General features: G+C 42.0%; 23 protein-coding genes. 9 read left to right on the plus strand and 14 right to left on the minus strand.

Annotated features, from left to right (window positions below; genetic code table 11):
* The first annotated feature begins 458 nt into the window (after positions 1 to 458).
* Positions 459 to 2195 carry an ATP-binding cassette domain-containing protein gene (locus tag ACSAZL_RS02060; protein WP_440947095.1) on the plus strand — a complete coding sequence of 579 codons (1737 nt, stop codon included), beginning with the start codon at positions 459 to 461 and terminating at the stop codon, positions 2193 to 2195.
* A 60-nt stretch (positions 2196 to 2255) separates the two neighbouring features.
* Here ACSAZL_RS02060 and ACSAZL_RS02065 read toward each other — a convergent pair whose 3' ends face one another.
* The 3 genes from ACSAZL_RS02065 to ACSAZL_RS02075 all read right to left on the minus strand — a co-directional run bounded on the left by ACSAZL_RS02065 (position 2256) and on the right by ACSAZL_RS02075 (position 5290).
* The gene (locus ACSAZL_RS02065) at positions 2256 to 2993 is read right to left on the minus strand and encodes a flavodoxin family protein (protein WP_440947096.1); all 738 of its coding nucleotides are present in this window, start codon (positions 2991 to 2993) and stop codon (positions 2256 to 2258) included.
* 118 nt (positions 2994 to 3111) lie between these two features.
* Entirely contained in the window at positions 3112 to 3717 is a 606-nt protein-coding gene (locus tag ACSAZL_RS02070) for a flavin reductase family protein (protein WP_440947097.1), read from the minus strand.
* 358 nt (positions 3718 to 4075) lie between these two features.
* Positions 4076 to 5290: an ABC transporter permease gene (locus tag ACSAZL_RS02075; RefSeq protein WP_440947098.1), complete on the minus strand. Its 1215-nt coding sequence runs from the start codon at positions 5288 to 5290 to the stop codon at positions 4076 to 4078.
* A gap of 527 nt (positions 5291 to 5817) precedes the next feature.
* Between ACSAZL_RS02075 and ACSAZL_RS02080 the strand changes: the two genes are divergently transcribed.
* Entirely contained in the window at positions 5818 to 7194 is a 1377-nt protein-coding gene (locus ACSAZL_RS02080; RefSeq protein WP_440947099.1) for an ATP-binding protein, read from the plus strand.
* A gap of 285 nt (positions 7195 to 7479) precedes the next feature.
* Here ACSAZL_RS02080 and ACSAZL_RS02085 read toward each other — a convergent pair whose 3' ends face one another.
* The 5 genes from ACSAZL_RS02085 to ACSAZL_RS02105 all read right to left on the minus strand — a co-directional run bounded on the left by ACSAZL_RS02085 (position 7480) and on the right by ACSAZL_RS02105 (position 13443).
* Positions 7480 to 8736 carry a COG1361 S-layer family protein gene (locus ACSAZL_RS02085; RefSeq protein ID WP_440947100.1) on the minus strand — a complete coding sequence of 419 codons (1257 nt, stop codon included), beginning with the start codon at positions 8734 to 8736 and terminating at the stop codon, positions 7480 to 7482.
* A 159-nt stretch (positions 8737 to 8895) separates the two neighbouring features.
* Entirely contained in the window at positions 8896 to 9522 is a 627-nt protein-coding gene (locus ACSAZL_RS02090) for an ABC transporter ATP-binding protein (protein WP_440948760.1), read from the minus strand.
* 767 nt (positions 9523 to 10289) lie between these two features.
* Complete coding sequence (locus ACSAZL_RS02095; RefSeq protein WP_440947101.1) at positions 10290 to 11504, minus strand: ABC transporter permease; 1215 nt, start codon at positions 11502 to 11504, stop codon at positions 10290 to 10292.
* 43 nt (positions 11505 to 11547) lie between these two features.
* Positions 11548 to 12789 carry a COG1361 S-layer family protein gene (locus ACSAZL_RS02100; RefSeq protein ID WP_440947102.1) on the minus strand — a complete coding sequence of 414 codons (1242 nt, stop codon included), beginning with the start codon at positions 12787 to 12789 and terminating at the stop codon, positions 11548 to 11550.
* A gap of 12 nt (positions 12790 to 12801) precedes the next feature.
* A complete protein-coding gene (locus ACSAZL_RS02105) occupies positions 12802 to 13443 on the minus strand; it encodes an ABC transporter ATP-binding protein (protein WP_440947103.1) in 642 nt (213 codons plus the stop codon).
* Between the two features lie 1458 nt (positions 13444 to 14901).
* On the opposite strand from ACSAZL_RS02105, the gene ACSAZL_RS02110 reads away from it, so the two are divergent.
* Positions 14902 to 15090: a hypothetical protein gene (locus ACSAZL_RS02110; RefSeq protein ID WP_440947104.1), complete on the plus strand. Its 189-nt coding sequence runs from the start codon at positions 14902 to 14904 to the stop codon at positions 15088 to 15090.
* Positions 15091 to 16657: 1567 nt separating this feature from the next.
* On the opposite strand, the gene ACSAZL_RS02115 is transcribed toward ACSAZL_RS02110, so the two are convergent.
* Positions 16658 to 18325, minus strand: coding sequence for a DEAD/DEAH box helicase (locus tag ACSAZL_RS02115; protein WP_440947105.1), 1668 nt, complete (start codon positions 18323 to 18325; stop codon positions 16658 to 16660).
* A 504-nt stretch (positions 18326 to 18829) separates the two neighbouring features.
* Complete coding sequence (locus tag ACSAZL_RS02120; RefSeq protein ID WP_440947106.1) at positions 18830 to 19255, minus strand: hypothetical protein; 426 nt, start codon at positions 19253 to 19255, stop codon at positions 18830 to 18832.
* A 167-nt stretch (positions 19256 to 19422) separates the two neighbouring features.
* Between ACSAZL_RS02120 and ACSAZL_RS02125 the strand changes: the two genes are divergently transcribed.
* The 3 genes from ACSAZL_RS02125 (at position 19423) to ACSAZL_RS02135 (ending at position 20838) form a co-directional block, all read left to right on the plus strand.
* Positions 19423 to 19962: an N-acetyltransferase family protein gene (locus ACSAZL_RS02125; RefSeq protein WP_440947107.1), complete on the plus strand. Its 540-nt coding sequence runs from the start codon at positions 19423 to 19425 to the stop codon at positions 19960 to 19962.
* A gap of 180 nt (positions 19963 to 20142) precedes the next feature.
* Positions 20143 to 20316 (plus strand): hypothetical protein, encoded by a 174-nt coding sequence (locus tag ACSAZL_RS02130; protein ID WP_440947108.1) that lies wholly within the window; start codon positions 20143 to 20145, stop codon positions 20314 to 20316.
* 180 nt (positions 20317 to 20496) lie between these two features.
* Complete coding sequence (locus tag ACSAZL_RS02135) at positions 20497 to 20838, plus strand: carboxymuconolactone decarboxylase family protein (protein WP_440947109.1); 342 nt, start codon at positions 20497 to 20499, stop codon at positions 20836 to 20838.
* Positions 20839 to 20973: 135 nt separating this feature from the next.
* On the opposite strand, the gene ACSAZL_RS02140 is transcribed toward ACSAZL_RS02135, so the two are convergent.
* The gene (locus ACSAZL_RS02140; RefSeq protein ID WP_440947110.1) at positions 20974 to 21333 is read right to left on the minus strand and encodes an ArsR/SmtB family transcription factor; all 360 of its coding nucleotides are present in this window, start codon (positions 21331 to 21333) and stop codon (positions 20974 to 20976) included.
* Between the two features lie 414 nt (positions 21334 to 21747).
* Here ACSAZL_RS02140 and ACSAZL_RS02145 point away from each other — a divergent pair, with 414 nt between their 5' ends.
* Positions 21748 to 22332, plus strand: coding sequence for a thioredoxin family protein (locus ACSAZL_RS02145; protein WP_440947111.1), 585 nt, complete (start codon positions 21748 to 21750; stop codon positions 22330 to 22332).
* Between the two features lie 2 nt (positions 22333 to 22334).
* Complete coding sequence (locus ACSAZL_RS02150) at positions 22335 to 22979, plus strand: cytochrome c biogenesis CcdA family protein (protein ID WP_440947112.1); 645 nt, start codon at positions 22335 to 22337, stop codon at positions 22977 to 22979.
* A 115-nt stretch (positions 22980 to 23094) separates the two neighbouring features.
* Here the strand turns inward: ACSAZL_RS02150 and ACSAZL_RS02155 are convergent, their stop codons facing one another.
* The 3 genes from ACSAZL_RS02155 to ACSAZL_RS02165 all read right to left on the minus strand — a co-directional run bounded on the left by ACSAZL_RS02155 (position 23095) and on the right by ACSAZL_RS02165 (position 25127).
* Positions 23095 to 23994 (minus strand): permease, encoded by a 900-nt coding sequence (locus tag ACSAZL_RS02155; RefSeq protein WP_440947113.1) that lies wholly within the window; start codon positions 23992 to 23994, stop codon positions 23095 to 23097.
* Between the two features lie 169 nt (positions 23995 to 24163).
* The gene (locus ACSAZL_RS02160) at positions 24164 to 24553 is read right to left on the minus strand and encodes an ArsR/SmtB family transcription factor (protein WP_440947114.1); all 390 of its coding nucleotides are present in this window, start codon (positions 24551 to 24553) and stop codon (positions 24164 to 24166) included.
* A 268-nt stretch (positions 24554 to 24821) separates the two neighbouring features.
* On the minus strand, positions 24822 to 25127 hold the full coding sequence (locus ACSAZL_RS02165) for a hypothetical protein (protein WP_440947115.1): 306 nt from the start codon (positions 25125 to 25127) through the stop codon (positions 24822 to 24824).
* Between the two features lie 708 nt (positions 25128 to 25835).
* Here ACSAZL_RS02165 and ACSAZL_RS02170 point away from each other — a divergent pair.
* Positions 25836 to 26540, plus strand: coding sequence for a class I SAM-dependent methyltransferase (locus ACSAZL_RS02170; protein WP_440947116.1), 705 nt, complete (start codon positions 25836 to 25838; stop codon positions 26538 to 26540).
* Positions 26541 to 26684: the final 144 nt, after the last annotated feature.

The following is a 26684-nucleotide window of genomic DNA, read 5'->3' on the forward strand; positions in this document are numbered from 1 at the left end:
TTATTTTCTATCCTGTTTTCTTTCCTAGTTTTCTATGGCTCCAGAGATGGTTGTCTACTATTGTTTACTACTAAATGGCTGATATTCTGTTCCTTGTCCTACTCCGTTTCTCCTCCCTACTCCAGATCACGCTTTTCTCTCAAACAGCCTTTTTTTCGATAGGCTTTTCTTTTTCCCAAACTTTTTATTTTGGAAACTATCTTTATACTTAAGATTTAATACCTGTCCGATCGGTAATTTACAGGCAGCCGATTGTAATAAATAGTTTTAAAGGAAATACTTGCTCCTATTTTAGTATCATGTTTTACTAACGCAAACATATTCTACTGACGCGAAGGGATCTGAAAAATGCAAAGGTTCGGGAAAGGCAAATTTTCAATGGAAAAAAGACTATCGAGGCCTGTAGAGCCTATCGCTGGTCCGGCGTCAACTTGCAAGCAACGCTAAGAGGTATGATCATGCTCAGGATTTCCAATCTGGTAAAAGATTATGAGGTGCGTTCCGAAAAAAGAAGGGTTTTGGACCATATCGACCTCATGGTGGAGGACGGAGAGATTCTCGGAATCACAGGTCGAAGCGGAAGCGGGAAATCAACCCTGCTCCGTATTATCCGGGGGGTTGAGCCCTTTGATAAAGGAACTGTAGAAATCGATGGAGAAATTGTGACCCCCGAATCGGGGCTGGAAGGAGAACTCCTCCTGAAAAGCGTAACTGCAATACACCTCCAGCGAAATTTTGGGCTATGGAACGGGCCTGCGATAGAAAACATCATAAGGAAACTGAATTACCTCCGAAAAGGGCACGAAGCCCTCCCTCACAATGAGAATCAGGAGTATGACGATCTCTTTGTCGAGGCGATGGAGTACATGAAGCTTGTGGGCCTGGAACACAAAGCCCTCCACTCGACCAATCTTCTCAGCGGAGGAGAAAAGCAGAGAGTTGTAATGGCAAGACAGCTTGCCGCAAAGCCGAAAGTCCTTCTTCTGGACGAGCCCGTAACAATGACGGGACCGGATACCAAGCAGGAAGTCCTTGACGTCATAAAGAGCCTGAAAGAAAAACTGAATATTCCGATTATAGTGGTCTCCCACCTCCCTGAAATCCATGCCTATCTCGCAGACCGGCTTATCTTCCTCGAAAACGGGAAAATCGCAGCCGACGGAGAACCTTCCTGGGTTCTTAAAAACTTCCTTCGTGACATGAAACCAAAGAAAGAGCTTTCTGAACCCGGAAATAAGGAAGCCTGCATTAAAGTAAGGGATATCTCCAAACGCTATTCCATTATCCGGATGGGGGAAGTCCTCAACATCAAAAACTTCTCTCTGGATGTTTGCAGGGGAGAGATTCTGGCATTTATCGGTCCTTCCGGAGCCGGAAAGACTACCGTTATGAAGTTGATGGAAGGGCTGGTGAAGCCAAAAAGCGGGTCTGTCGAGTATTTATGCAACGGGGACTGGGTGGATGTTACCGAGTACAGCAAGAAACGCATGGAACTCAGGCGGATTATGAGCGTTATGAACCAGGAATTCTCAATGTCCGTAAATTCCACTGTCCGGGAACAGATCCGCTTCAGGCTGAGCATGAAAAAGCAGGGTGCAATTGAATATGCGAGAAATAAAGCCCGGGAAATGGGGCTCTCGGATGAGACCCTGGATACTATCTACCGTCTGCCCGACATGCCTGAAGAGGAAAAGACTACCGCACTCAGAGAGCTGAATCTCAATGACACGGTTTACTTCGAACTTTTCCCGGCTATTCCGGTAACAGATGTCGATACTTATGCGAGACCGGTCTTTGAAGCCCTTGATCTGCCAATGGAAGTTCTTGATAAAACTCCTTACCAGATAAGCGGGGGAGAGCATGTCAGGGCTTTTATTGCCCTGAGCCTTTCAACAGCTCCCGAATACCTTATGCTTGACGAACCTTTCGGGGACCTCGATCCTGTCACTCTCAGGGATGTAACAAATTCCTTAAAAAGGATTAATGAACTCTTCGGCACGACCATTGTACTCGTTAGCCATCACATGGACTTTGTCCGGGAAGTTGCCCACAGAGCGGTACTGATCGAAAACGGGGCTCTTGTGATGGACGGAAAGCCGATTGAAGTCTGCCAGGAGCTAATCAACAGGAGCAATGCCCCTTACATGGAACACAGCCTTGAAGACCTTGTTGAAGGCAAACTGGAAATCCGGTAACTTGAGAGCCTGCCTCAGGCTCTTTTCATTTCTTATTTTCATTTTTTGTTTTCATTTCGTTTATTTTTCTTCCTTTTGATATTCACTTCTAAGTCGCTCCCACTCCTCGTTTCCGAATGTTATGTACAGGCTCGGAGGTACGATTGGTTTCTCAAGGTCTTTAATTGTTTGTTCCGAAAGCGCCTGGGTTTCGACAATCTCTTTTCCGGCGTATCTGAGCAGCTTTTTATATTTGCCTAGCAGAGGTTTCAGCATAATGTTTTTTTGGCCTCTGAAAATTTCCCCCTCTCCTCTGTAGATTTCTGCAATCAGTTCGGTATGAAAAGCTCTTGCCAGCCGCCTGAAAAAGAGGCGTTCGACCTCGAAATTTGTCTGCCCGGGCAGCCCTGCATTTGAAATCGCAACGAATTTCGGATACTGCTCATAACGTTTGGCATGCCTGTATTCTCCCTTTTCATCTTCCTCAAAGTGAGGCAGAAGAACAGGTGAAAGCCTATCGATGAAATTTTTCATTATGGAAGGAACGTTATCAAAATACACAGGGCATGCAAAGACTACGATGTCCGAAGCCATAAATCTGGGAAGCAGATCGTCCATGTCATCTCGAATGGTACACCTCCCGGGCGTTTTGAGCCAGCACTCAAATTTTCCCCTGCAGTATTTGATATCCTTTTCGGTAAGGATAATATTCTCCGTTTCTGCCCCGGCTTCTTCTGCTCCTTTCAAAAACTCCTCTACCATAATGAGAGTATTACCTTCCCTGCCCTTATGGCTCCCGCTGAACACTGTTACTTTCATATAACAACCCCCCTGTTACCCCCGGAAAACTAAACCATGTGAGCCGTCTTTTCTCCGGCTCAGAATTCGAAATTATCCTCAAATACCTTTGTCAGCACCTGCAAAGAGAGCCTTCTTTCTAACGATCGTTTTCGTTTCTGTCCTCATTGTTTTCATCGAATTTTTTTCCCACACACCATGCTCTGCCAAGGTGCTCTCCAATTCCCCAGTAATTGTTGTCGTACATGGAAAAAACAATGGGTTCAATTCTCTCTATGTCAGGAATTCCGTTACAGAGATACCGATCTTCTGCATAACTCTCCACAATCTCGCCGATGAAAACCTCGTTTGTCCCGCCGAAGTCCAGGGTGTCCACGAGCCGGCATTCAAGGTTTACAGGACATTCCAGAATCATTGGAGCTTTTTCAAGCTTTCCGTAGAAAGTTTTGAAGATACCGGATTTGTCCACCTTTTTCCCGGAAACTATGCCGCAGTAATCCGTAGCCTCAACCATGTATCTGGAAGGAATATTTACGCTGAAGCAATTGTTTTCCCTGATTCCTTCATTTGTATAGTGCATTTTTCCCAGGGTAACTGCGATCATTGGAGGACTTGCCTGAACAATCCCGCAAAAAGCAACCGTCAGGTAGTTTGGTTTTCCGTTCACATCGGCCCCCACGAGGGTAGTAGGCATAGGATAAAGGAAATTCCTGGCTCCAATGGCTTTTTTTTTTCCGGTTTCCACCCTTTCGTCCTCCACAAAGCTGCATAAACAAAAATTTGAATCCGCTTCATAGCCTGGCTCTTTCACGAAGCTGCGGAAGGCCACATTAAGAAATGTATTCTTCTATATGTATTTTCCCGATCTGTAATTAGTATTCCGGTTTATGCTAGTATATTGATTAAGATATAATTATTCGGGATATAAATGCCTTTACGGACAAAGTCATAAAAACGTTTGAGTAAAAACAATATATTCCTCGAAAAAAACAAAATTGAAGGAGAAATTAAATACGCTGAAAAAGGGAACTCCTGAACTGTAAACCCTGAATTCTGACTTTAATTTTAATTCTTTCTAAAAAATAACTTTTCAGGGTCAGGTTTCACTCATGCCTCAGCGCATCCACAGGAGCCAGTTTTGCCGCTTTGTTTGCCGGATAAACTCCAGCAGCAACTCCTACTACGATTGCAACCAAAACCCCTATCTCAAAGACATATCCCGGATACATGAAAGGCAGTTTAAGGGCAGTTGTGATTATATAGGCTCCCCCAATTCCGACCGCCAATCCCAGAATTCCTCCGAAAAGGCTGAGAATAACCGACTCGATAAGAAAGAGCATAAGGATGTCCGTACTTGAAAAGCCAAGGGCTTTCATGATCCCTATTTCTCTTGTACGTTCAGTAACCGTAACAAGCATTATGTTCATTATCCCTATCGAGCCTACAAGCAGAGAGATAAGAGCTACTGAAACAAGGAAATTTCTCAGGGTATCAGCGAGCTGGTTTGTTTGTTTAAGGACATCTGCCTTATTAAAAATACGGTAGGGTTTTGCATCCTCGTCATCAAGATCCCGCGAAGAGACCCCGAAGTTCCTTGCAAGCCGCTTATTCACCTCGTCCGAGACAACATCCACATCCCCAAGGCTGTCGGACATGGCAAAGAAGGACGAGAAATCATCTTCTCCGAGCATCTGGTTAATAGTTGAAACGGGAATGAAGATGCTCGTGTCCCGATCGATTCCCCCTCCGGCAAACGAGGCGTTCAGGCTTTTAATGATGCCTTTCACCTTGAACTTTCGGGTCACAGTCTTTCCTCCTTCAAGACGCAGGGTAATGTCTATTGAGCTGCGGGCAGAGATATTCCTGTCAAACTTTTCATTTGCAACCTTGGAGCCGATAGCTGCGGAAAAAGCATCCTGGTCTCTTATGAAACTGCCATTTTCCATAATGATGTTGGCGGTGTCCTCATAATCTCCGGTAACCCCTACGATGTCGATATTTTTCTTCTGGGAGAAATAAGTTGCTGCTCCTGATTGCTGTTTTATGGGGGATACCCCGCTGATTCCGGGGGTTTTTTTGATTATTTGAAGTTCATTGTTGTAAAAAAGGTTCGGTTCCTGGCTGTAAATAATAATAAAATTAGAACCCTGGGCATTTACCTCATCTTCAAAATAAACATTGAAGCTTTCCCCAAGAGATACGTTTGCAACTACTGCTGCAATACCTATAACGATGCCAAGGGTTGTCAGACCTGAGCGAAGTTTTGCGCTTGCTATGCTCCCGAGGGAGATACCTATAGCTTGTCTCACCTTCAGCATAAGCCCCCCATTTTAGATTTGACTTAATTTCCGGATGAAACTTCATGAAGGACGGAGATCAAGGATCTCCAGCCTCTGGGCAATCTCCCATTGAGGCTTAATTTCCAAAAAATTCCGTAGAGATTAGTGTACAAATATATCCTGAAAGATATTAATCCCCAATATACCCTAGTAAATATCAATGTACAAATATAATAGTTCATTGCTAGAAAAAAGGAAGGTCCCAATGGGGTACTTTACTCCAGGGTACTTTGATGTAACAGAGGGTTTAAAAACCTGGTAAACTTTCTAACATTGAAAATTAGAACATTTCTTATATATGCTAATGTTATATGATAGAAAATATAAGCATATGTATGAAATATTAAAAGTTAAGACGAAATCAAAGATCAAAATGAAATCTCACTTTAAAAATTTTAGATACATTTTCCAGCACTTTAAACCGGATTTAGAGTGCTGAAAGTTGGCATTTATACTCTAAAGCCTCTGCTTGATGCCCCATTCAAATCAGGACTGTGTACTGAAATGTGCACTATTGTACAACACATGGAGGGGGAAAGATTCTGATAAAAAATACTGACAAATACCCCGAACTTTTTTCAAGCATTCCACAGAGCGCTCAGCTCTCAGCCGTATATAGTGATATCGACGAACTGACAGAACTGCTTGTTGCCTATTTCAAACAAGGGATTGAAAGGGGAGAGCGTTGCCTCTGGATAATCCCGGATTCGTTGACAGTTGAAAGTTCAAAAAATGAACTTGAGAAGGCAGGAGTAGTGGATGTAGAGAAATACATTACTTCGTCTCATCTAGAGATTATTCCAGCCGGTACACTTTCTGAAAGTACTCTCCTGCTCGAATCTGTAGTAAAAAAATACATGGAGGAGGGGAGTGGAAAATCTCTTTCTGAAGATTTTTCCGGATTCAGAACAAATCTCGATGTTAAGGGGGTCGGGAGCTCCTTCAAAACCTGTCTCGAAGGGTTAGGTAATATTCTTGGAGATATCGGCCAGGGTAATAGAGAAAATCTCACGTTTCTTTGTACTTTCCCGCTTGAAGGATTATCCGGCAGCTCACTTCTTGAGCTGGTGGAGGAAAAGGGTGTTCTCGTTAATAGAAAAGGCAAATGGGAATATCTGGTGAATACATGCGATGTAAACGGGCAAAAAGAGCTGGAAATCACTCTCCTCAAGGCAAAAAAAGATGCTGAAGCCACAAACAGGGCAAAAAACAGTTTCATAATGAATATGAGCCATGAGCTTCGGACTCCTCTAAATTCGGTGATAGGCTTTTCTGACTTGCTGCTGGAAGGAGCTTTCGGGCCCCTGAATACAAAGCAGTCAAAGTATGTCAACAATATCCTGATTAGCGGGAAAAACCTGCTGGAAATTATTAACAACCTGCTTGATATCTCAAGGCTTGAAGCCGGGGAAAAGACACTCAAGTATGAGGAAGTGGACATTGCAAGCCTCATAGGAGAAGTGAGAATGAGCCTCCTCTCGCCTGCTTCGGTCAAGAGGATAACTGTTGAACTGAAGATAGACCCTGCCGTGGGAAATGTTCGGGCTGATATTACAAAGCTCAGACAAATCCTGTACAACCTGGTCAGCAACGCCATAAAGTTCACTCCAGCAAGAGGAAAGGTTGTCATCAGTGCCTGCAAAAAAGAAGGGGTTCTTGAAGTCAAGGTTTCGGATACCGGAATAGGGCTTTCAAAGGAGAGCCACGAAAAGATATTTATGCCCTTTACACAGGCCGATTCTTCTGCAGCCCGCGGGTACGGTGGTGCCGGTCTGGGATTATACATTGTCCGGAACTTTGTAGATCTTCACGGCGGGAAGGTCTGGGTTGACTCAGAAGTCGGGAAAGGAAGCACGTTTACCTTCACCCTCCCGATGGAATAGGAAAATGCTCTTCTTCCCGAGAGTAAAAAGAAAAAGACTAACTCTTCTCCTAAGGGAAAGGATCGAAAAAAACTGACTCGATCCCCGGAACCCGGGAATTGAATATTAGGAAATCAAGTTGAAAATTGGGAAGCAAAATTAAAATTAGAGCACCAAATTGAAAATTGGAATCCAGGCTACTTAAGAACAAACTGAAATTAAAAAATACCCCTAACAAACCATAGTTGTAAAGGCAGCGTGCGGTCTTGGCGCTGCCTGTACTTCCAGACTCTCCTTCCAGCGTGCTTATTTGCTTTTCTGTTGCCTTCTTCTGTAAATGAATACGCCGGTAGCCGCAAGGGCGACAAGCAGGATACCAGTTACAATCAGACCTGAGTTACCCCCCTGGTTTTCCTCAACCTGCTGAATGCGAAGATTGCTTACCAGATTTTCGTGTTTGTTTATGCCGTTACTATAACTTGCAGAAAGACTAAGGTTTATCGGTTCGGAAGTCTTCCCTATGTTTTCAGAAGATGGGTCTGTTATGGCATTAAATTCTATTGTGAAAAGCTCGTCAGAATCCATGGGCCCGATGAAATATTCGACAGGATAAAACTTTACGCCTTCAGCTTCGGGCTTTATGCTGACAGAGTTAAATTCATTGGGGTGGGTATTTGCCACATCAAACTCGAGGGTGGCTTCGCCGTTTACCAGTTTAAGAGGTTTTGAAGGGATCACTTTTACATTCGAAGAGTCAACTTCAAGTGGAATGTTCTTCCGGCTGTTGTAGTCAAAAGAGTTTCCTTCGATTGCAAGTTCAAGGTTGTGAGTCCCCTCACCTGCGTCCTCGGAAGCCATAACATTAAATGTCAGTTTGATGCTGTCCCCAGGGCCAAGAATCCCCATCTCTCCGTAGGGGGCATCAAGAACAGTTACTTCTTCGGACAGCGGCCTCAAAACTGCAGCCTGGATTCTTGCATTGGTGTCGTAGTCGCTTCCATCGATAGTAACTGTGGGCGTGGTGGCTGTATTTTTAAGAGTTACTGTGACAGTACCCTTATCTCCAGGCATAAAGACTTCGGGAGACGAAACGATTTCCGCAAGCTCAACGGTCCCTTTGCTGTCAAAAGTCTCAGTCCCTATCCTTATATCAAAAGTTTTCTCACTCCAGGGGCTGGTTTTATCGATCCTTGTCCGGATGTCAATTGTCCTGACCCCCTTCTGAGCATTTTTGTCCACGAAAAGGTGAAACTCTTTGGATGCAAATTTGTCGGGAGCAAGAGCTCCGATATTCTGCACTGCGTTTGCCTGGGAATCAAGGGAAAAGGGATATTCAGGGACTATTTCAATATCAACATCATCTGCCCTGTCTCTACCTATGTTTTCTACCTGAACTGTCAGGTCCAGGTACTCCCCTATTTTAGCGGGGTAAGGGTTTGTTTCAACTATTGTAACTTTCAGGTTTGCACTTGCAGTCGCCGCAGAAGCTGGAGCTGCAAAAATAAATGAAATTAAAAGCAGAAATATAACAACAAAAGTAATTGGATTTTTCCGTCCGGTCATTTTAATTCATCCTGATCGACTAAATTTCGAAACTTAATTGTTCAGGGTGTTCTGGATTACTCTGGAATATTCAGGGTATCCTGTCGGAGCATTATGTACAATTATAAGTTATTTTAGCTTATCTTCGAATAATTTCCTGTTTTTTTGAATCATTTTGGCTTATTCCGGATTATTCTGGACTATTCCATCTTTTACGAGGACTATTCTATCAGCATACTTTGCAATCTCAGGGTCGTGCGTAATCATCACAACAGTCCTGCCATCTTCATTAAGTCTGGTAAACATGCTGAGGATTTCGCAGCCTGTTTTTGAGTCCAGGTTTCCTGTAGGTTCATCCGCAAGGAGGATTGCCGGGTTATTAATAAGGGCTCTGGCAATAGCTACTCTTTGCGATTGTCCTCCGGAAAGTTCTCCCGGCTTGTGGTGCATTCGGTCCTCAAGCCCGACCATTTTAAGAAGGTCTTTTGCCCTTTTACGCGCATCCACCCCCTCCTTTGTGTTAGCGTATGTAGGCAGCTCAACATTTTCAAGAGCGGTAAGCCTCGGGATCAGGTTGAATGTCTGGAATACAAAGCCTATCTCAAGTCCTCTGAGCCTGGCAACCTCCTTATCAGATAATGTATTGATGTCAAGACCTTTAATTATGATCTTCCCTTCCGTAGGTCTGTCAAGAAAACCTATCAGGTTCATAAGTGTACTTTTTCCTGAGCCCGAAGGGCCCATTATGGCAAGAAACTCTCCTTCCCGTACTGTCAGGTTGATGTCGTGGAGAATAGGGACTTCCATATCTCCCAGGGTATAACTCTTTTTTACGTTGATAACCTCTATTACCGGGGCTCCCTTATGGAGATTTCCCTCCCCGGTACCTCTGTCCGGGCGACTGGAGCGGGGTGGTTCACACTTAGAGTGCTCTTCATCTGAAGTCCTCCCATCTGGAGTTTCATCAGAGGTAAGCAGGCTTTCTTCCTGAGGCATCTTATCTCCAGTTCCACTACTTCTGTCTGTTTCCGGGTTCGAATCGCCGGAAGGAGGAACTTCATGATCGAGTATTTCAGTTTTCATGTCCACTTCGCCGTTGTTCAAACTTTAAATATATTATTTTACTGAGTGCTACACAATATCAATATCTTTTGGTTTTAAACTTTAAAATGTTTGTTATCCATCTACTTTTATAATCTAAGGTCTGCAAAAGAATTGATTCTTCTTATCTAATTAATTCTCCACATCCAATTAATTCCCCACATCCAATTGATTCTTCTTATCTAATTAATTCTCCACATCCAATTAATTCTTCATATCCAATTAATTCTCCATATTCGATTTTCAGGGTTTTCGATCATTTAGGAAAATGATTGATTTAAAGAACACTCCGAAACACATGGAAATACAGGTTACTTAATAGTTACCATTGCCTCTCAATTTTGAAGTTATGGATAACAAAGCAGAAGTGGATAGAAACACCGAAAAGGAACTGGAATAAGGAAAAAATTCGAGGATGCTGAAAAAAGAAAATATGAAAATATAAGGGTCATTTCTTCAAACTTAGAAGACCCTTACTCATACCTTAAAGCATCCACAGGATTCATGTTTGCAGCTTTCCTTGCGGGATACAGCCCCGCACTTACACCTACAAGAACCGAAACCAGGATCCCAATTTCAATCAGCTTGAAAGGAAACACAGGCGGAAGTTTGAGGGCTTCTTCAAGGATGTAGGCTCCCAACCCTCCTATTGCAGTTCCCATCATTCCTCCGAAGACGCTGACCATCACGGATTCAAGCAAAAAAAGGGATTGGATATTTGAACTGCTGTAACCTACGGACTTCATAATCCCTATTTCTCTTGTACGTTCGGTTACTGTTACGAGCATGATATTCATGATCCCTATTGAACCCACGAACAGTGAGACTAAAGCAAGGACAAGCAGGAAGGAACTTAAGGCATCTCCTAATGCTCCGGTCTCTTCAAGGACATCTACCTGGTCGATTATGACATAGGGCTTTGCGTCGTCATTTCCGATATCCCTTTGAGGGATTCCGAAGTTCCGGGCAAGCCTTTTATCCACTTCATCCGAGACGTTGCCGATGTTTTCCGAGCTTTCGGCCATTGCAAAGAGTGACCCGTAGTCCTCTTCCCCGGTCATTTCATTCATGACTGAAATAGGAATATAGACTATCATGTCTGTACTGCCGTCTCCACTAAGAATAGTTTCTTTTGAATTTTCCAGAACCCCTTTAACTTTGAAGCTTTGTTTTATAAGAGTGCCGTCCTCCTGTCGGAATGCAATATCAACGGTGCTTCGATGCGAGATACTCCTGCCAAATTCTTCCTTTGCGAGGTCATACCCAAGAACAGCAGAGTAAATGTCCTTATCATTCAGGAAACTTCCTTCTTCCATCTTAATTCCCTGGATTTCCTGAAAGTCCCCATTTACTCCCACGATACTCACGCTTTTAGTATCCGAAAGATAGCTAATTTCTCCAGATACTGTTTTCCTGGGAGATACTCCGGAAATTCCTGGAGTATTTTTAACCATTTCAAGCTCACTTTCATAAAATATGTTAGGCTGGTCGCTATATGCAATTATAAAATTTGAGCCAACAGAGGTGACTTCATCGGTGAAAAATTGGTTAAAGCTGGCTCCAAGGGATGCATTTATGATTACTGCTGCAATCCCTATCACAATTCCGAGTGTTGTGAGTGCAGACCGAAGCTTGGAGCTGCTTATACTCCCTGAAGCAATGCGAGCAGCCTGTACAAATTGTATCATATTTTTCCCCCACAAATATGATATTTAACAAATCTTCATCCGCTTATTGTTTTTTCTTTTTATATAGTAGAAAGGCTGCAGGGATAAAGATTGCAATAACTCCGCCTGCAATTGCAACTGTAGAGTTTGTTTCAGCAGGCATGGAATCAGATCCAAGTTTCAGGTTGCCTGCGACATTTTCGTGCCTGTTAACCCCATTGTTATAGGTTGCAGTTACATTCATGTTTATGGGTTCTGAAGTATCGACATCCGAGGAATCGTCTATCGTTGCGTCAAACTCTATTGTGAAAAGCTCGTCAGAATCCATGGGCCCGATGAAATATTCGGCAGGATAAAACTTTACACCTTCAGCTTCAGGCTTTATGCTGACAGAGTTAAGTTCATTGGGATGGGTATTTGCTACGTCAAATTCTACGGTAGCTTTCCCGTTCACCATCTGGAGTGGCTTTGAAGGAATGACCTTTATATTTGAGGAGTCAACTTTAAGCGGAATGTTCTTCCGACTACTGTAGTCATAAGAGTTGCCCTCGATTGCAAGTTCAAGGTTGTGAGTTCCTTCACCGGCATCCTCTTCAACCCTAACATTGAAGGTCAATTGGATACTGTCTCCCGGGCCCACAAGGCCCATTTCATAATACGGAGCTTCCAGAATCGTTATTCCGTCAGATAAAGGTTTCAAAGTCGCAGCCTGTATTCTTGCATTGGTATCATAGTCTTCGTCATCGATAGTAACTGTGGTTGCGGTGGCTGTATTCTTAAGGGTCACTGTAACGGTACCCCTATCCCCCGGCATAAGGACTTCGGGAGAAGTAACGAATTCTGCAAGTTCAACGGTCCCTTTGCTTCTAAAGGTCTCAGTCCCTATTCTTATGTCAACGGTTTTCTCACTCCAGGGTTTGTCCTTTCCGGTTCTGGCGCGAATATCAATTGAACGAATTCCTTTCTGGGCGTTTTTATCTACATAAAGATAGAACTCTTTTGTGGCAGTTCTGCCAGGATTGAGAGCTCCAATGTTCTGTATGGCGTTTGCCGTGGAATCCAGGGTGAAAGGATACTCAGGGACTATTTCTATGTCAACGTCGTCGGCTTTGTCCCCTCCGACGTTTTCTACCTGCACGGTCAGGGTCAGGTATTCTCCTATCTTTGCAGGATAAGGATTTGTTTCAACGATCGTTACTTTCAGGTTAGCACTCCCTACAGCTGCAGAAGCTGGAGCCGCAAAAACGGAGGCTATTACAAGTAAAGAAAAAAAAGCTGCAATAATACGCTCTTTAATCAATTTCATGTACTCCCCACCTTAATTATATCGAATTTCCCCATCTTTTACAAGGACAACCCTGTCAGCATATTTTGCAATCTCAGGATCGTGTGTGACTATTACTACTGTCCTTCCCTCATTGTTCAAATCCACGAATATTTGGAGGATCTCAGAACCTGTTTTCGAGTCAAGATTTCCAGTCGGTTCATCCGCAAGGAGAATGGAAGGATTATTGATGAGTGCCCTTGCAATTGAGACTCTCTGAGATTGGCCCCCGGAAAGCTCTCCAGGCCTGTGGTGCATGCGGTCCTGTAACCCCATAAGTTGCAATAGTTCCTTTGCACGCTTTCGTGGATCGATGCTCTTGGAATTGGCAAAAGTTGGGAGCAAAACATTCTCAAAAGCAGTCAGGCGAGGAACAAGGTTGAAAGTCTGAAAAACGAAACCTATCTCAAGCCCCCGGATTCGGGCGAGTTCTTCATCTGACATTCTGTGCAGATCCCTTCCCCTTATAAGGATCTGCCCTTCTGTAGGTCGGTCAAGGCAGCCTATCAGGTTCATAAGGGTACTTTTTCCTGAACCTGAAGGGCCCATAATGGCCAGGAATTCTCCCTTTCCGATTTTCAGGTTAATGCCTGAGAGTACCGGAACCTCCTGGTCTCCAAGCACATAACTTTTCATGACATTGGAAACCTCGACAATAGGTAATGGTAACCTACTCTCAGGTAACCTATCCTCAGATAAACTATTTTTGTTAATTTTCACATCCCCCCCCAATTTTACTGAGATATGATCAGGAAAAATCACTTTGAATTATCTCAATTGTTTCTATTCTTATGTAAGAAAGTCCATTTTAACTTATGCTCTCCAAATTTTTTTCAAAAGAAACTCCTTAAGGTCCAATTGCTATCTATTTCTGGTTGCCAACTAGGGCTTTTAAAAGTAAAGTTTGATAATATGCACTGTATATACTGTTTTTGAACTCTTGAGTTGACTATCGAATTTCAGATATGATTTTTGCTATAATTCGTGGTATAAACATAAGCATGTTTTTGAAGGTTAAATATCGAAGTTTGAGATTTTTTTCTGAAAGCATAAGGCATTTGCAGAAAATTTGTGTTCTCATCCTGAGACCTATCTCTGTTATTTTAAACTGCTCTCTCATACACCGATTGTATATATTTGGTAGAAAAACCACAGTCGCGGAACCAATCAGTTCCAAAAAAGTTCCTCTTTGAATCCGGATAGACATCCAAATATTTAGATCAGAGCCAAAACTATAGCGAAAAATTCAAACACATAACAGTACCAAAAATATATTCTATGTTATGAATATACTTCCCTCTAAATCTTTTAGAACTATTATTCGTAAGGATATGTAATTCTATCCAACTTATATAATTTGTTATATATAGCTAAATATAGCCACTGCAAGATGAAAATTGAAACTGTAGATCCCAAGGAGAAAGGAAATTCTCCTTAATAATCTCTCTAAGTGGCTGACAGCGTATCAAGCTTTGGAGGCTTGATAAAAAGAATTATAAACAAATGTTTCAAGGAAGTGTGCTCAAAGGCAAGTACACATGTATCGGTTTGGTAAAAATATGAAATTCGGAGGGAATAAACATGATTTTTGGATTTGATCTCGGCACGTTTTTTACGTTTGCTTTCGGCTTTGATCTCGGTCTGCTCTTCTGCTTCTAATCGCAGTTGCTAGACTGAATTCTCAGTTCAATCTATCGTACGGATGATGAAATCTGGATAATTACAGAAACAAAAGAGGTAATGAAAATGTTCCTCAGTCTTGTATATTCAAATGTCGTATATTGCTACGAGGCAACCTTCTTAAAACTCTGTTACAGCTGGTGCTAACTGAGCTGTAAGGAGGACTCTGGCGGGCTATTGAGAGTATCTGGAAAATTGTTTATTAGCAATTTCCCTATATTCCGATTGCAGAAGGCCATGTATAACGGGGGATGAACAAAATACTGGAAAAGAGTGGAGGGAACTGAAATGTTCTTCGAACTTATATATTCAAATGTCGTATATTGCTACGAGGCAACTTTCCTGAAAATCTGTTACAGCTGGTGCTAACTGAGCTGTAAAGAGGACTCTGCCGGGCTATTAGGAGGGCCCTGCTTGGACGGCCCTGCTGAGCTATCGGGAGTATCTGGAAAATTGTTATTAGCAATTTCCCTATATTCCGATTGCAGAAGACCATGTATAGCGGGGGATGAACAAAATACTGGAAAAGAGTGGAGGGAACTGAAATGTTCTTCAGTCTTATATATTCAAATGTCAAATACTGCTACGAAGCAACTTGCTTGAAACTCATTTACTGCTTCTAATTAGCAATAGTACTGATGAAAATAACCAAAAACAAATCGTATGAAGTTGCCTGCCTTTCAGGCAACTTTATCTTTTCAAAAGAATTCTATAACTATTTCTTTTTTACTGTTTCTATATTTCCTAAATATTTCCTATATTCAACTGCCGTTTTTCCTTCTCTAATGGCTTCTACTGTTTTTAATTTACTTTATTAAATATATGAAATATGACCTGCACAAAATTTGGAATTGCATCAAAAAGCATCAATTTTAGGGATTTGTGTAATACTTTTTGGACATTGTAAATTATTGGAGGATTTTGTGGGAAAAAATCAAAGTAATTTTATGTGAAAAATCAAATCTATTGACTGTATAGTTGTGTTCGGCCTTAATACACTCTGTCTCTAAATACTCAAACACTACTTTTTGTAAGAAGTAGTTGTTCTTTACATTTTATATAAATTCCTAATCTACCTGTATATTGATACTCGCCTGGGAATTTAAATTATAGCTTCCAGGCTTAATAAAGAATAGAGTATCGAAAATATAGTCATGCGTCAAATGCAAAGTTTCTAGCTATGGAATATAAATTCCATAAAGCCCTTAAGCTTTCTAGCTAGATATCTCTGCAATTGTTTGATGTCTGCTATAGTTCAGGAATAGGTGTTTGGGAGTATAAAGTGGAATGGGGGGTTGGAGAAGAGAACCGATACATCACTGAAAATTGGGGTCAGTGTTAATTTAAGAGCTCATCTCAAAACTCACGATTTGCTCTTTAAATCTTGGAGTTTGGAGAACCAGTCAAGTTTCGGATGATGAAAAATAACCCTGAAAAACCTTATAATTAGAATAAAATACAGGTTTGAGATCAGCTCTTTGGGAAATGGCTTTAAACAAGAAAGAACAGCATTCCAGGTGTGGAGGGAATTATAATGTTTTTCTATTTAAACTATCTAAAGATTACTTTCTATCTAGAGATAGAAAGGTTAAGAATAATATATCTCAGTGGCTACGGAATCCTCGACAGGTAAGCTGCATGTTTAGATGTTTACTGGTCGGCCTTTGAATAATGGAGCAGTATGGGTTCAAAGTGTTTGCTTAATGAAAAGGGCAGGCATATTCCTGATGTCCCATTGGAAAAGGTTGTCCGGAATGATCGTATGAAACTAATGGTTCGGAAGAAGAAGTGAATAAACATAGAACTTCAGCCGGAATAAAGATCCTTCAAGGGCAATTTCCTCCTGAGCTTATTTTACTTAACTTGGAGATCTATTCCGGTTGAAGGGTCAAAATTTTGAGGTTTTTGACAAATCAATTCTGAATTATGAAGAAAGAAAAATTGATGTCTATTTTAAATTTTTGTGAAATAACTTTTCTGAAAAATAGATAGTTTTTCTTGGAAGCTTCTTTATGTTGTTCCTGGTACAATAGGCTGATATTATCCAAAATATTGGTAATTCCAAAATAAGGTACATTATTCTTCAAATAATAGGCACAAAGGAATGCGAGTGCTTCCCAAAATCAGTCCTTTCATATCAAATAAAAAGAATAAGTTTAGAAATGGAAATTTATTTTTTCACATTTCTTGGTCTGCTGGAACTTCTGGAGTTGCCGTTTCTATTCACATTATTCGAGCCTTTTATACTCCTTCCCTTTGATTTCTGAGCAAGTTCCACAAAGGGTTTTCTGCCTCTCCTTTTATTTTTGAAGATTTCGAGCAGGGCTTCAGCCTGGGCAAAGGGCAGGGTTACGAAGGAAAAGTGCGGGAAAATCTCTGCATCCCTTACTTTCAGTTCGCTGTCTCCAAGTTCCTCCTGGATAAAATATGACAGTTTTTCCGGGGTCATATCGTCGGCTTTTCCCATGGCTATGAAGAGTCTTGTTTTTCCTTTCCTGTCGACATAGGAGCTGGCGCTGGAAATCTCCGTATACATGCTTTCATCGAACTTTTCTTTGAAGGTGTACTTCAAAAGGGCAGCCAGGATTTTCTCTGCGGGGTACTCCTCAAGGAGCCTTTCGCTCATTTCAAGGCAGTCCCCGTATTCTTCTGTCTTTATGGTCTCTTCGAGTTCGGCTTTTACTCTTGCCCTTTTGGCCTTAATTACATCTTTTATCTCGGGGATGCGGCCCTTCTTCATTTCGGACTTTGAGGTCTTTTTTATGTAAGTGAGCCGTCTGAACTCGGTGGATGTAACAAAGGTGATAGCAGTTCCCTGCTTGCCTGCCCTTCCAGTCCTTCCTATCCTGTGCACATAGGACTCAGGGTCCTGGGGCAGGGAATAGTTGATGACATGGGTCAGGTCCATGATATCGATGCCTCTTGCTGCAACATCGGTTGCGACAAGAATGTTTATCTTCTGCTTCCTGAACTTGTTCAGGATTTTTTCCCTTTCCTGCTGGGAGAGGTCTCCGTGCAGGGCATCGGCTGCATAGCCTCTGTCGCCGAGTTTCTGGGCAAGCTGGCTGGTGTCGGTCTTTGTCCGGCAGAATACGAGCCCGTAGAATTCGTCCTCGATATCGATGATTCTGCTGAGAGCTTCAAACTTGTCGTTTTCCTGAACCTCGAAATAGATCTGTTCGGTCAGGTTTGCTGCAAGCTCCTCTTTCTCAATTGTAACATGCTCGTAGGTCCGCATATACTTCTTGACAATTCCGAGGATTGGCTTTGGCATTGTGGCTGAAAAGAAAAGCATCCTTTTATCGGGGCCGGTTGCCTTTAAGATCTCCTTAATATCGTCAATGAAACCCATGTTCAGCATTTCGTCAGCTTCGTCGAGCACGAAATACGCGATATTTCCTAGGTCGAGGCTCTTTCTTTCAAGGTGGTCGATGATCCTTCCGGGGGTTCCTACGACAATGTCCACTCCGCTCTTCAGTACGCGGAGCTGCTGGGTCATGGACTGTCCGCCGTATATAGGCACAATGTGAAGTTTTTTGTCTCCTTTTATGGAGTTGAGCTCTTCTGAAACCTGGATTGCAAGTTCCCTTGTAGGGGCCAGGATTATTGCCTGAACATGTCCTGATTTTTCAGGGATTTTCTCTATAATGGGGGCTCCGAATGCTGTTGTTTTTCCTGTCCCTGTCTGAGCCTGCCCTATGATGTCAGATTCTCCTTTCAAAAAAAGAGGGATGACTTTTTCCTGAATCGGGGTTGGTTCTTCGAAACCTTTCTTTTTGAGGGCTTTCAATGTACTGTCCGAGAGCCCAAGCGCCTTAAATTTTGCTAATTTTTCCATGTACTCACTCTAGAATTTACAATTATTTTTTACAGGTTTTGCAGATTGCAAACCTGTTATCTACATGCTATCTGCCGCATACCCGGCAGTTCCTTTATGGAAAAGTCCACTTATCAAAACCGGTACATGATACCGTCAAAAACAGGTAAACACGCCGTACAAATGGTTAATCTCCCCGGGATGCGCAAGTTGCCTAAAAAACCAGGGAAATTTCGAATTAATATGCATAAACTTATACAGCAAAAAATGGCTTTCTTGGATAAGTTCCGGACAATTTTGAATTTTTCCCCGTGATACAGGCAAATGAGTAGTCAGACCATGGTCTTTTACTCCAGTGGATACTCACTACACCCATTCCCTGTATATAACACTTTGCTACCTTTCAGGCAGGATCTCCCGGAATAAGCGTAGAATCCGGGAAAAATTCGAAATTGGAGATTTTCATTCCAGAACCGAAAACACCTTGCTTTTTGAATGTATTAATTCCCAAAGCTCAGGGCTTTCTCAGTACCAGCCTTTAAGGTGAAGCTCGTCTGTCAGCATTTCCTTCAAAAGGTTCAGCCTGTCAATTGAGTTCCGGATCTGTTCCGGCTTGTCCAGCAGTTCCTCACATCCGGTTTCTTCCTGAATGGTCGTAATTCTCAGGAGTTCGGCAAAATTTACGCACTCGTCCAGAAAGCTGTTGAACAGCCTGCGAGCCTGTACAAAATAATTCGAAGTCCTGAAATCCGGCTGGAGGGTTTTTTCGTATTCCGCTCTCTGCTTCATTTCAGCAGCCAGTACTCGGGCTTCAACATAGTCCCTGGCGTTCAGAAGATTTCCCAAGTTCTGCAGAGTTGTGCCTGTTTGCCGGATAAAATACGCAACCTCAAAAGCCCACTGCTTGTCATAGTTCGTTTCGGGTCCGGAGTTAAAAGAGAATGAATTCATCTGCCAGGTTCATCTCCTATTATGTCTTTATTTTCAGCCTCCGATAATAATAACCTTTCTACTTTGCCTAACTGGGTTCTACCTCTTACTTCTTCGATGTCTCAGGAATAAGGATATATTTTAATACTCGCACATGGATTTTTTTCTTAGAACAGGTTGCGGAAAAAATGGAACTAAAATACGTTGTCAGGGAAGGCGAAACTTCGGATCTGCACAAAATTGTAGCTCTTTACAGGACTGTTGCATCCCGCTCCGGTGGAATCGCAAGGGAAGCCGATGAAGTTACAGAAGCCTATGTCAGAAGCTTCATTGAAAAAAGTCTCGAATCAGGTATTATCCTGACAATTGAAGACCCCAAAAATCCCGAAACTCTCATTGCAGAGGTCCATACTTATAAGCCCGGAATAAAGGTTTTTGCCCATATCTTCAGCGACCTGACAATTGCTGTGCATCCTGATTATCAGGGAAAAGGGATAGGCAAACTTCTCTTAGGAACCCTTTTGCAGGAAACGATATCAAAGCACTCCGAGGTAATGAGGGTCGAACTTCTCGTAAGAGAAAGCAATAAAAGGGCTATTGAATTCTATACGCAACTCGGTTTTAATGTTGAAGGCCGGCTTGAAAACAGGATTTGCAACAAAACCGGAAAACTGGAGGCAGATATCCCGATGGGCTGGATCCTTCCTGCATGCAGGCAGCAGGTTTGAAAGAATATGGAAACATGAGATAAATCTGCTGTCTCTATTTTTACTCCTGCACTTTTCCTGATATTTCTTTGCATCAATTATTTTTGATACCCGTCCACGGGTTTTAAGGCATGATATCCAATATTTATATGCAGGAATTAATTGCGAATTAAGAATTTATCGAGCTAAGGAGGCAGGACTATGGAAGACGAAAAGAACACTCTGCCAGAGAAGGGACCTTCTAAAAAAGAGAAGGAAAGTTCTGAAAAGGATAAACAGGAAGATGATGAAGATCTTCTATACACGCATAAACCCGAATCTCGCGGCAATGAAATGCGCTGGAACACTACTTTGTGCAGAAAACCTGGACGTTGATCCCCCAACGGGTCGCCTTAACCCATTTTTGAGTCTAAGAGTCCGGGCCCAACTGTCGTGCAACTTCTGTTGTGTAATATCTGTACTTAACGCCTGTTGTATAACTTTTGTTTATATACCACCAAGATATTTGTTTCGAACCTATTTATCCTATTTTCACTTCAACCCGGAGGAATTAAATTGTCATTTTTAAATGAAATGTTGCCTGAGACTGCTGAAGCTTTCGGGCAGATGAGAAATTCCATCTTCAAAGACGGTTTCCTTGACCTCAAAACAAAGGAGCTGATCGCCATTGCCTCTTCGGTGCTCATGCGCTGCCAGTTCTGTGTCGATGTACATTCCCAGAGGGCTGTTGCTGCGGGAGCTGCAAAAGAAGAGATCGCCGAAGCCATATCAGTTGCCATGTTTGTTGCTGCAGGCTCGCAGATTGGATGGACGAACGTATACGGTGAAAACATATACGATAAGATTTTTGAAAAAGACGGAGAAGAAGAGGACTGCTGCTGTTGCTGTGAGGATTGAAATCTTTTGTTCCCCGAACTGCATTTTTTTTGCAGTTCTTGCTTGATCCATTTCTTGAATGTTTTTCATTCCTTTTTTCCTGCATTCCTTTTTTTCCTGCAGTCATTTTGCAAAGTTCAATTTGTTTTGCAAGGTTCAATCTGTTTTACAAGCTTCAATTTGTTTTACAAGCTTCAAAATGCTTGCAAATTCAGGGTTCAACCTGTAAAACCGCCATTTTGAACTGTTGTAAGCTTCGACGATCCCGCAGTTTTTCATAATTGCCAGGTGATGGGAAACCAGGTTCTGCCTCTCGTTTAATTTAAATATCAGTTCGCAAACACAGTGGTCTCGCTGAGACAGAAAATAAGCAATTTTCAGTCTTATCGGATGTCCGAGAGCGTTGAATACCTCGCTGGCTTTTTTAATGTCATTATCCAGAAAATCAATTTCCTGGAGCATTTTCTCTTCCCATTCCTTCTTTTTCTCGGGGTCTGCAGGGCAACAATAGCTCATAAATAAAAGAAGTTAAGCTTTCTAAATAAGGATTTTCATATCAATTTTGTTTGATATCAAACGTGTTATTATTTATATTTGATTTTTTTCCAGAATTTTGAGGCCCGGTTTGATTTCATATCAAGATTTCTTGATATCTGCATTACAGTTTTTTATAAATGTGAATCTTGAACTCAACCGGTAGAACCAGAATAGATTTGAACAAATGATGCCGCCGGAATTTCCCTGATGTTTGCATAACCTTTTAAACACAACGTCGTTTTATTAGTGTGATACTTTTTCGATTATTTGGCATCAGTGTGATTCGGGGAATATATTTATAACACTGTTAACATTAACTGTATTAATATTTTGATCTAGTATGTGCCGTTTATTGTTTCTTATAAAAAGGCCTGCATCTTTTGGAGAATTATAATGAAACGACTGCATAAAATACAGGGAAAAGAACGAGTTTCTTCTTCGCTTCCGTTCTTTTTGAAAAAACCGCTTTTTATTTTGGCGATTTTTTGTTTTCTTCTCTTCAGCTCAGGTTGCACGGATGTTGATTATTCCGGCAATGAAGCAAAGCTTGTTGAAGTTACGGAGGAAGTGAATAATTCCGGTAATGAAGCGGGGCTGGTCGAGGTTACGAATCTGAACCAGATTGACGAAGCCCTTACAAAAGGCCCCGTTGTGCTGAAATTTGGGTCTAAAAGCTGCATTCCCTGTCAAGAGCAGGAACAGGTGCTTTCAGAGCTCCTTCCTCTGTATAAGGGGTCTGCTTCAATTATGCTTATTGATGTTAAAGAGTACCCTGAGTTTGCAACAACGTTCGGGGTAAGAGTTATTCCGGACACCTGTGTTATTACAGGCATCGAGGGTGGCAAATATACGTACATGCGGCAGGACGGGAGCAAAAGTTCGGAAAGAGCGAATGCAAGATTCCTTGGTGTTGCCGATAAAGAAACCCTTTCAGAGACTCTTGAGAAAGCTATTGCATCCCGAAATATAGGAGGATAAATATGTTTTCCGGCTTTTTTCCGGTTGCCGCTTTCTTTGCAGGAGTCGTCAGCGTGCTCTCACCGTGCATTCTTCCCGTAATTCCGGCAGTTTTTGCTTACTCAACTGAAAAAGGAAAGTTCAGACCCCTTGCGATCGTATCAGGGCTATCTCTTTCCTTTACAAGCATGGGGATAGTTACTTCCCTATTCGGAGCAACACTGACTGCTTATCTCGATCTCCTTTATATTTTTGCCGAAGCCCTTTTGATCACGATGGGTATTTCACTGCTTTTAGACCTCAATATTTTCAATGTTTTTGGAAATTTTTCTTCACTTGCAAATTCCAGGAAGGAGGGTCTTTTCGGAGGCATTTTGCTTGGTCTCTCTCTTGGGATTGTCTGGCTTCCGTGTGTGGGCTCCGTACTCGGTTCTATTCTTACAATGGTCGCAGTCTCAGGCGAAATTACTTACGGGGCGCTGATGCTCTTCATCTATTCCATCGGCTTTTCCATTCCAATGCTTCTTGTTGCTTACTCTGCACGTTTTTCTTCCGCAAGGCTCCAGAAAGTTTCAAAATACGGTTTTCCGTTAAAAAAAATTGCAGGCCTCATAATTCTGGGAGTCGGCTTTTTTATGGTTTACCGGAACCATTTTGGTAGCTTCTGAGACCTGAACTGTTTGGCTTATCAAAGTAAGCCATGATCATTTTTTGAATTATAACTCGATTCAGAAAATCCCGATTTTTTCCGAAAACAGGGGATGTATTCCTCTTTGAGGGCGTTCACAATGTCAGTAGATTGGCCAGATATCCTGCAACCACAGCTATGGTGAAGACGGTCAGCACGAAGGATGCCAGCAGTTTCTTCTTGAATATAGCTGAAAGAAGCGTCAACTCGGGTATGCTGGCTCCTGCGCCTCCGATTATTAATGCCAGGACAGCTCCCACGCTCATTCCCTTTTCAATAAGTGCCAGCCCGATGGGGATCATGGTCTCCGCCCGAATGTAGATAGGAATACCAATAATTGCAGCCACAGGAACTGCCAGAGAGTTTTTTGGCCCGGCAAGGCGGGTGATGATCTCCGTGGGCACGAATCCGTGAATGAATGCTCCAATTCCTGCTCCGAGAAGGAGATAAGGCATCAGCTGACGAAATAGGTCGAGTGAGAATTTTGCAGACCTCTGTATCCTCGATCTGGTGTCCGTTGCCTGCTGACAGCAACAGCCCTTTTGTATAACAGCCGCCGGCTTAACCTGGCTGGCGAAGCCTAGCCCATCAAGCAAGAGGCCAATAACAATTGTAGCCACAAAGGTGATAGCAAAGTAGAGAGCAGCTGTTCTCCATCCCATCAGAATGATGAACAGGGATATTACCACCGGGTTTAGCAAAGGCGATGAGAACAGGAATGTCATTGCTGCGGCAAAGGGCACACCAGCCTTGAGCATTCCCAGTAGAAGCGGTATGGTTGAGCAAGAGCAGAAAGGGGTGAGGGCCCCAAATCCCGCTCCAAGAATACTTCCTCTTGCCTTGTGCCGCCCACCCATAGCCTTTTTTATGGTTTCATCCGGTAAATACTCTTGAATTAACCCTACGAGAAAGGTTACTCCTATGAATAAAACAGTAAGTTCTACAGCGATTTCAATGAAGAAATTGGCCGCCACAAATAAATTATTCCCGAACATCTTTATCTTCCTTCAAAACCCATTCCTCTTCAAATAACGAAAGCTACAGCTATTGGAAACCTGAAATTACCATAATTCTCATCTCTTACTTTTTCGAAGGGCAAACCGTTTTTGAAGGGTTCGGCTTTGTCCCCTAGTATACTTTTAAATAGAGTATTTTACTGGAAGTTCACTTTTCAGTAAGCAGTTTTGCCTGGTTAAGTATTTCTATAACTGCCCCCTCCGAAAGGCGAAAGTAAGACCATTTTCCTTCTTTCCTTTCTTTAATCAGACCTGCATTTTTCAACATCGAGAGATGGTGAGAAACAGTCGATTGAGAATTGGAAAGGGCAACCGTTATTTCACAGGCACAGAGTTCTCCTTCTTTCAATAACTTTAAAATCTTGAGGCGATTAACATCTGCAAGAGCTTTAAAAATCCTGGCTTCCAGATCTAAGTTTTTTTCGTCCAGCCCACTTACCAGAGAACTGAGCCTCTCTGTTCTTACCTCTAACTGATCCCTATCTAAAATAAAACGCTTCAGTCTCTCGATTTCCACTTCACTACTTCTTTTATCCACACCTGATCTCCTTTCAGTTTCCATGAGTTTATCTGCAACAGTTTCCCTAGCCTTCTAAAGGAAGCAACTTGTTCTTGCCTTGTTCTTTCGACCAGCATCCCACACACAGCTTTATGGCTCCCAGGTTCTTGTGATTAGCCCAGAGTAACGAGTTTTCTTCTTTTCCGCAGATTTAGCATTTAAAGTTCATCCTCGAGACCTCGCGACAAAATTCACATCAGGATGTGGAAATGTTTCATTATTTCATATCTATATTCATCAATCTAAATTATGTTCTTTTCTCCTGCCAATATATTCCGTATTCTTTAAATACTGCGATTTTGAGTTTTTCCAGTTCTTCTTCAGGAATTTCATTTATTTTTACAAGGTTTTGTATAAGTTCTTCGTAGTTTACATTCTCCGGAGCCTTACCTGCAGCAAGAAATTTCTCAAATTCCTCATCCAATCCAGCAATTTCCATATCTTTATCGTCAATTTTTATCTTTTTGACACTTACGATAGAAGGCCCGCAGCAACAGCAGATTTTATCGGTTCCAATCAGTTTTCCAAGCAAACTTTTTCCTAACTTGCCCAATGGAGTACACCTCATTTGCGCCTATTATATATGGTCATATCTAGATACGTCGATATGAGATATAAACATTCCTGGTTTAAAACAGGGGTTTCTTTACAAATACCTTTATTGTAAGAAAAATAGTTGATCAAATTCCGGGATTTTGTCGATTCGCATATATCCCCGGAAACACGTTCTTGTGCTGTCACTTATAATCAAAAATTTTCCTCATCCTGAATAAATCCTTAAGAATTCGGTATCTTCTGCATGTTTTCTCCACATGATTGAATATTTCATGTGCTTCTCTCCAGTTTCATCAGTCTCATATCAATCGGGCTTCAGCTGTTGCAATGCCGGGATTGTTTTGTATTTTTTCTGTAAAATCAATAACATTAATTCTCGTAATGGAATTAAAATTCGCGGCCTAAAAACTGTTTTTTTGGATCAAGGGCCAAAGACATGGATTCAAACATACTTAAATTAAGATAACTTTCATCTCTTCGGAAATCCTGAGAAAAAGGCAATACGGCTCCGAAATCGAACAATCTAAAAAAAAGAACCTTCAATTCGAAAGGTATAAGTATTTGCGCACATATGGGTGAAATTAGGTTTCTTCTCCTCTTGAAATCACAAATCATTGAGCTTAAAAAATGAAAAATTATCCGATGCAAAGCTCTTATTGTATGGAGAAAAGGTATAATTAAAGCAGGACTTGGGGGTATAAAAAAAATGTCAAAACCAAAATCTGTCTGGGAAGAGTTCTTTGAAGGCAAGAGAAGCGGAGGTCACAGGTCTTCGGCTGAGGAGTTTATTTCCAGAGAAGCCAGGGAAAAACTCTTCCATCTGGATGGGGGTAAAACACTTCTTGACTTTGGTTGCGGAGCCGGGGAACTTCTGGTCTATTATGCACAGGAATACGAAAGGCTTGTAGGTGCCGATTTTTCCTCATCAATGCTTGATGAGGCAAGCAAGAGAATCAGGGCCAGAAGGTGTGAAAATATAGCTTTAATCCTTGCTGACGATAAAACAGTCTGGGAGAAACTTGACTCCTCCTTTGACCGGATAACTGCAGCCGGGGTGATCCAGTACCTCACAGATGAAGAAGTTGATACTTTTATTTCCCATGCATCAGGGCATCTTAAGAAAGGGGGTAAAATAATATTTTTTGATTTGCTGGACCCTCGCCTATATCCATTATGGAAAATAGGTTTCTTCTCACGAAATTTTGGGTGCCGGAAAATCTTTTACAAAATAGGCTTTGAAGCTCTCACCGTTGTATCCGCGAGCTTGAAAAATCGTCCGAGAGATATTCTCGGATATACTCATAAACCCTGTACAATGGAAAGTATTGCAAATAAACACGGGTTTAAGATGGAGTATGTGCAGTCCATGTATTATGAGTACAAGTACCATGCAATAATGTCGCTTGAGTAATAAGAAGCTATTATTCAATAATATTTATCGAGTATAGTTATTTCGATTGGTTAAAATGATTTCTTCCCAGCCTATTCATTACCTGTCCTGTATTGGAGGAACTGGTATTTCCCCTGGCACAGTTGATCCTGAGAATCCTGAAAA

The organism is Methanosarcina mangrovi, from assembly GCF_052057765.1.
Classification (GTDB): Archaea; Halobacteriota; Methanosarcinia; order Methanosarcinales; family Methanosarcinaceae; genus Methanosarcina.

Coding starts and splice junctions, on each gene's coding strand:
- ACSAZL_RS02115 (WP_440947105.1), bottom strand. CDS start 18,325: ATGGAAAAATTAGCAAAATTTAAGGCGCTTGGGCTCTCGGACAGTACA.
- ACSAZL_RS02140 (WP_440947110.1), bottom strand. CDS start 21,333: ATGAGCTATTGTTGCCCTGCAGACCCCGAGAAAAAGAAGGAATGGGAA.
- ACSAZL_RS02065 (WP_440947096.1), bottom strand. CDS start 2,993: ATGAAAGTAACAGTGTTCAGCGGGAGCCATAAGGGCAGGGAAGGTAAT.
- ACSAZL_RS02100 (WP_440947102.1), bottom strand. CDS start 12,789: ATGAAATTGATTAAAGAGCGTATTATTGCAGCTTTTTTTTCTTTACTT.
- ACSAZL_RS02155 (WP_440947113.1), bottom strand. CDS start 23,994: ATGTTCGGGAATAATTTATTTGTGGCGGCCAATTTCTTCATTGAAATC.
- ACSAZL_RS02130 (WP_440947108.1), top strand. CDS start 20,143: ATGGAAGACGAAAAGAACACTCTGCCAGAGAAGGGACCTTCTAAAAAA.
- ACSAZL_RS02125 (WP_440947107.1), top strand. CDS start 19,423: ATGGAACTAAAATACGTTGTCAGGGAAGGCGAAACTTCGGATCTGCAC.
- ACSAZL_RS02060 (WP_440947095.1), top strand. CDS start 459: ATGCTCAGGATTTCCAATCTGGTAAAAGATTATGAGGTGCGTTCCGAA.
- ACSAZL_RS02145 (WP_440947111.1), top strand. CDS start 21,748: ATGAAACGACTGCATAAAATACAGGGAAAAGAACGAGTTTCTTCTTCG.
- ACSAZL_RS02150 (WP_440947112.1), top strand. CDS start 22,335: ATGTTTTCCGGCTTTTTTCCGGTTGCCGCTTTCTTTGCAGGAGTCGTC.
- ACSAZL_RS02075 (WP_440947098.1), bottom strand. CDS start 5,290: ATGCTGAAGGTGAGACAAGCTATAGGTATCTCCCTCGGGAGCATAGCA.
- ACSAZL_RS02085 (WP_440947100.1), bottom strand. CDS start 8,736: ATGACCGGACGGAAAAATCCAATTACTTTTGTTGTTATATTTCTGCTT.
- ACSAZL_RS02095 (WP_440947101.1), bottom strand. CDS start 11,504: ATGATACAATTTGTACAGGCTGCTCGCATTGCTTCAGGGAGTATAAGC.
- ACSAZL_RS02120 (WP_440947106.1), bottom strand. CDS start 19,255: ATGAATTCATTCTCTTTTAACTCCGGACCCGAAACGAACTATGACAAG.
- ACSAZL_RS02105 (WP_440947103.1), bottom strand. CDS start 13,443: ATGAAAAGTTATGTGCTTGGAGACCAGGAGGTTCCGGTACTCTCAGGC.
- ACSAZL_RS02170 (WP_440947116.1), top strand. CDS start 25,836: ATGTCAAAACCAAAATCTGTCTGGGAAGAGTTCTTTGAAGGCAAGAGA.
- ACSAZL_RS02090 (WP_440948760.1), bottom strand. CDS start 9,522: ATGGAAGTCCCTATTCTCCACGACATCAACCTGACAGTACGGGAAGGA.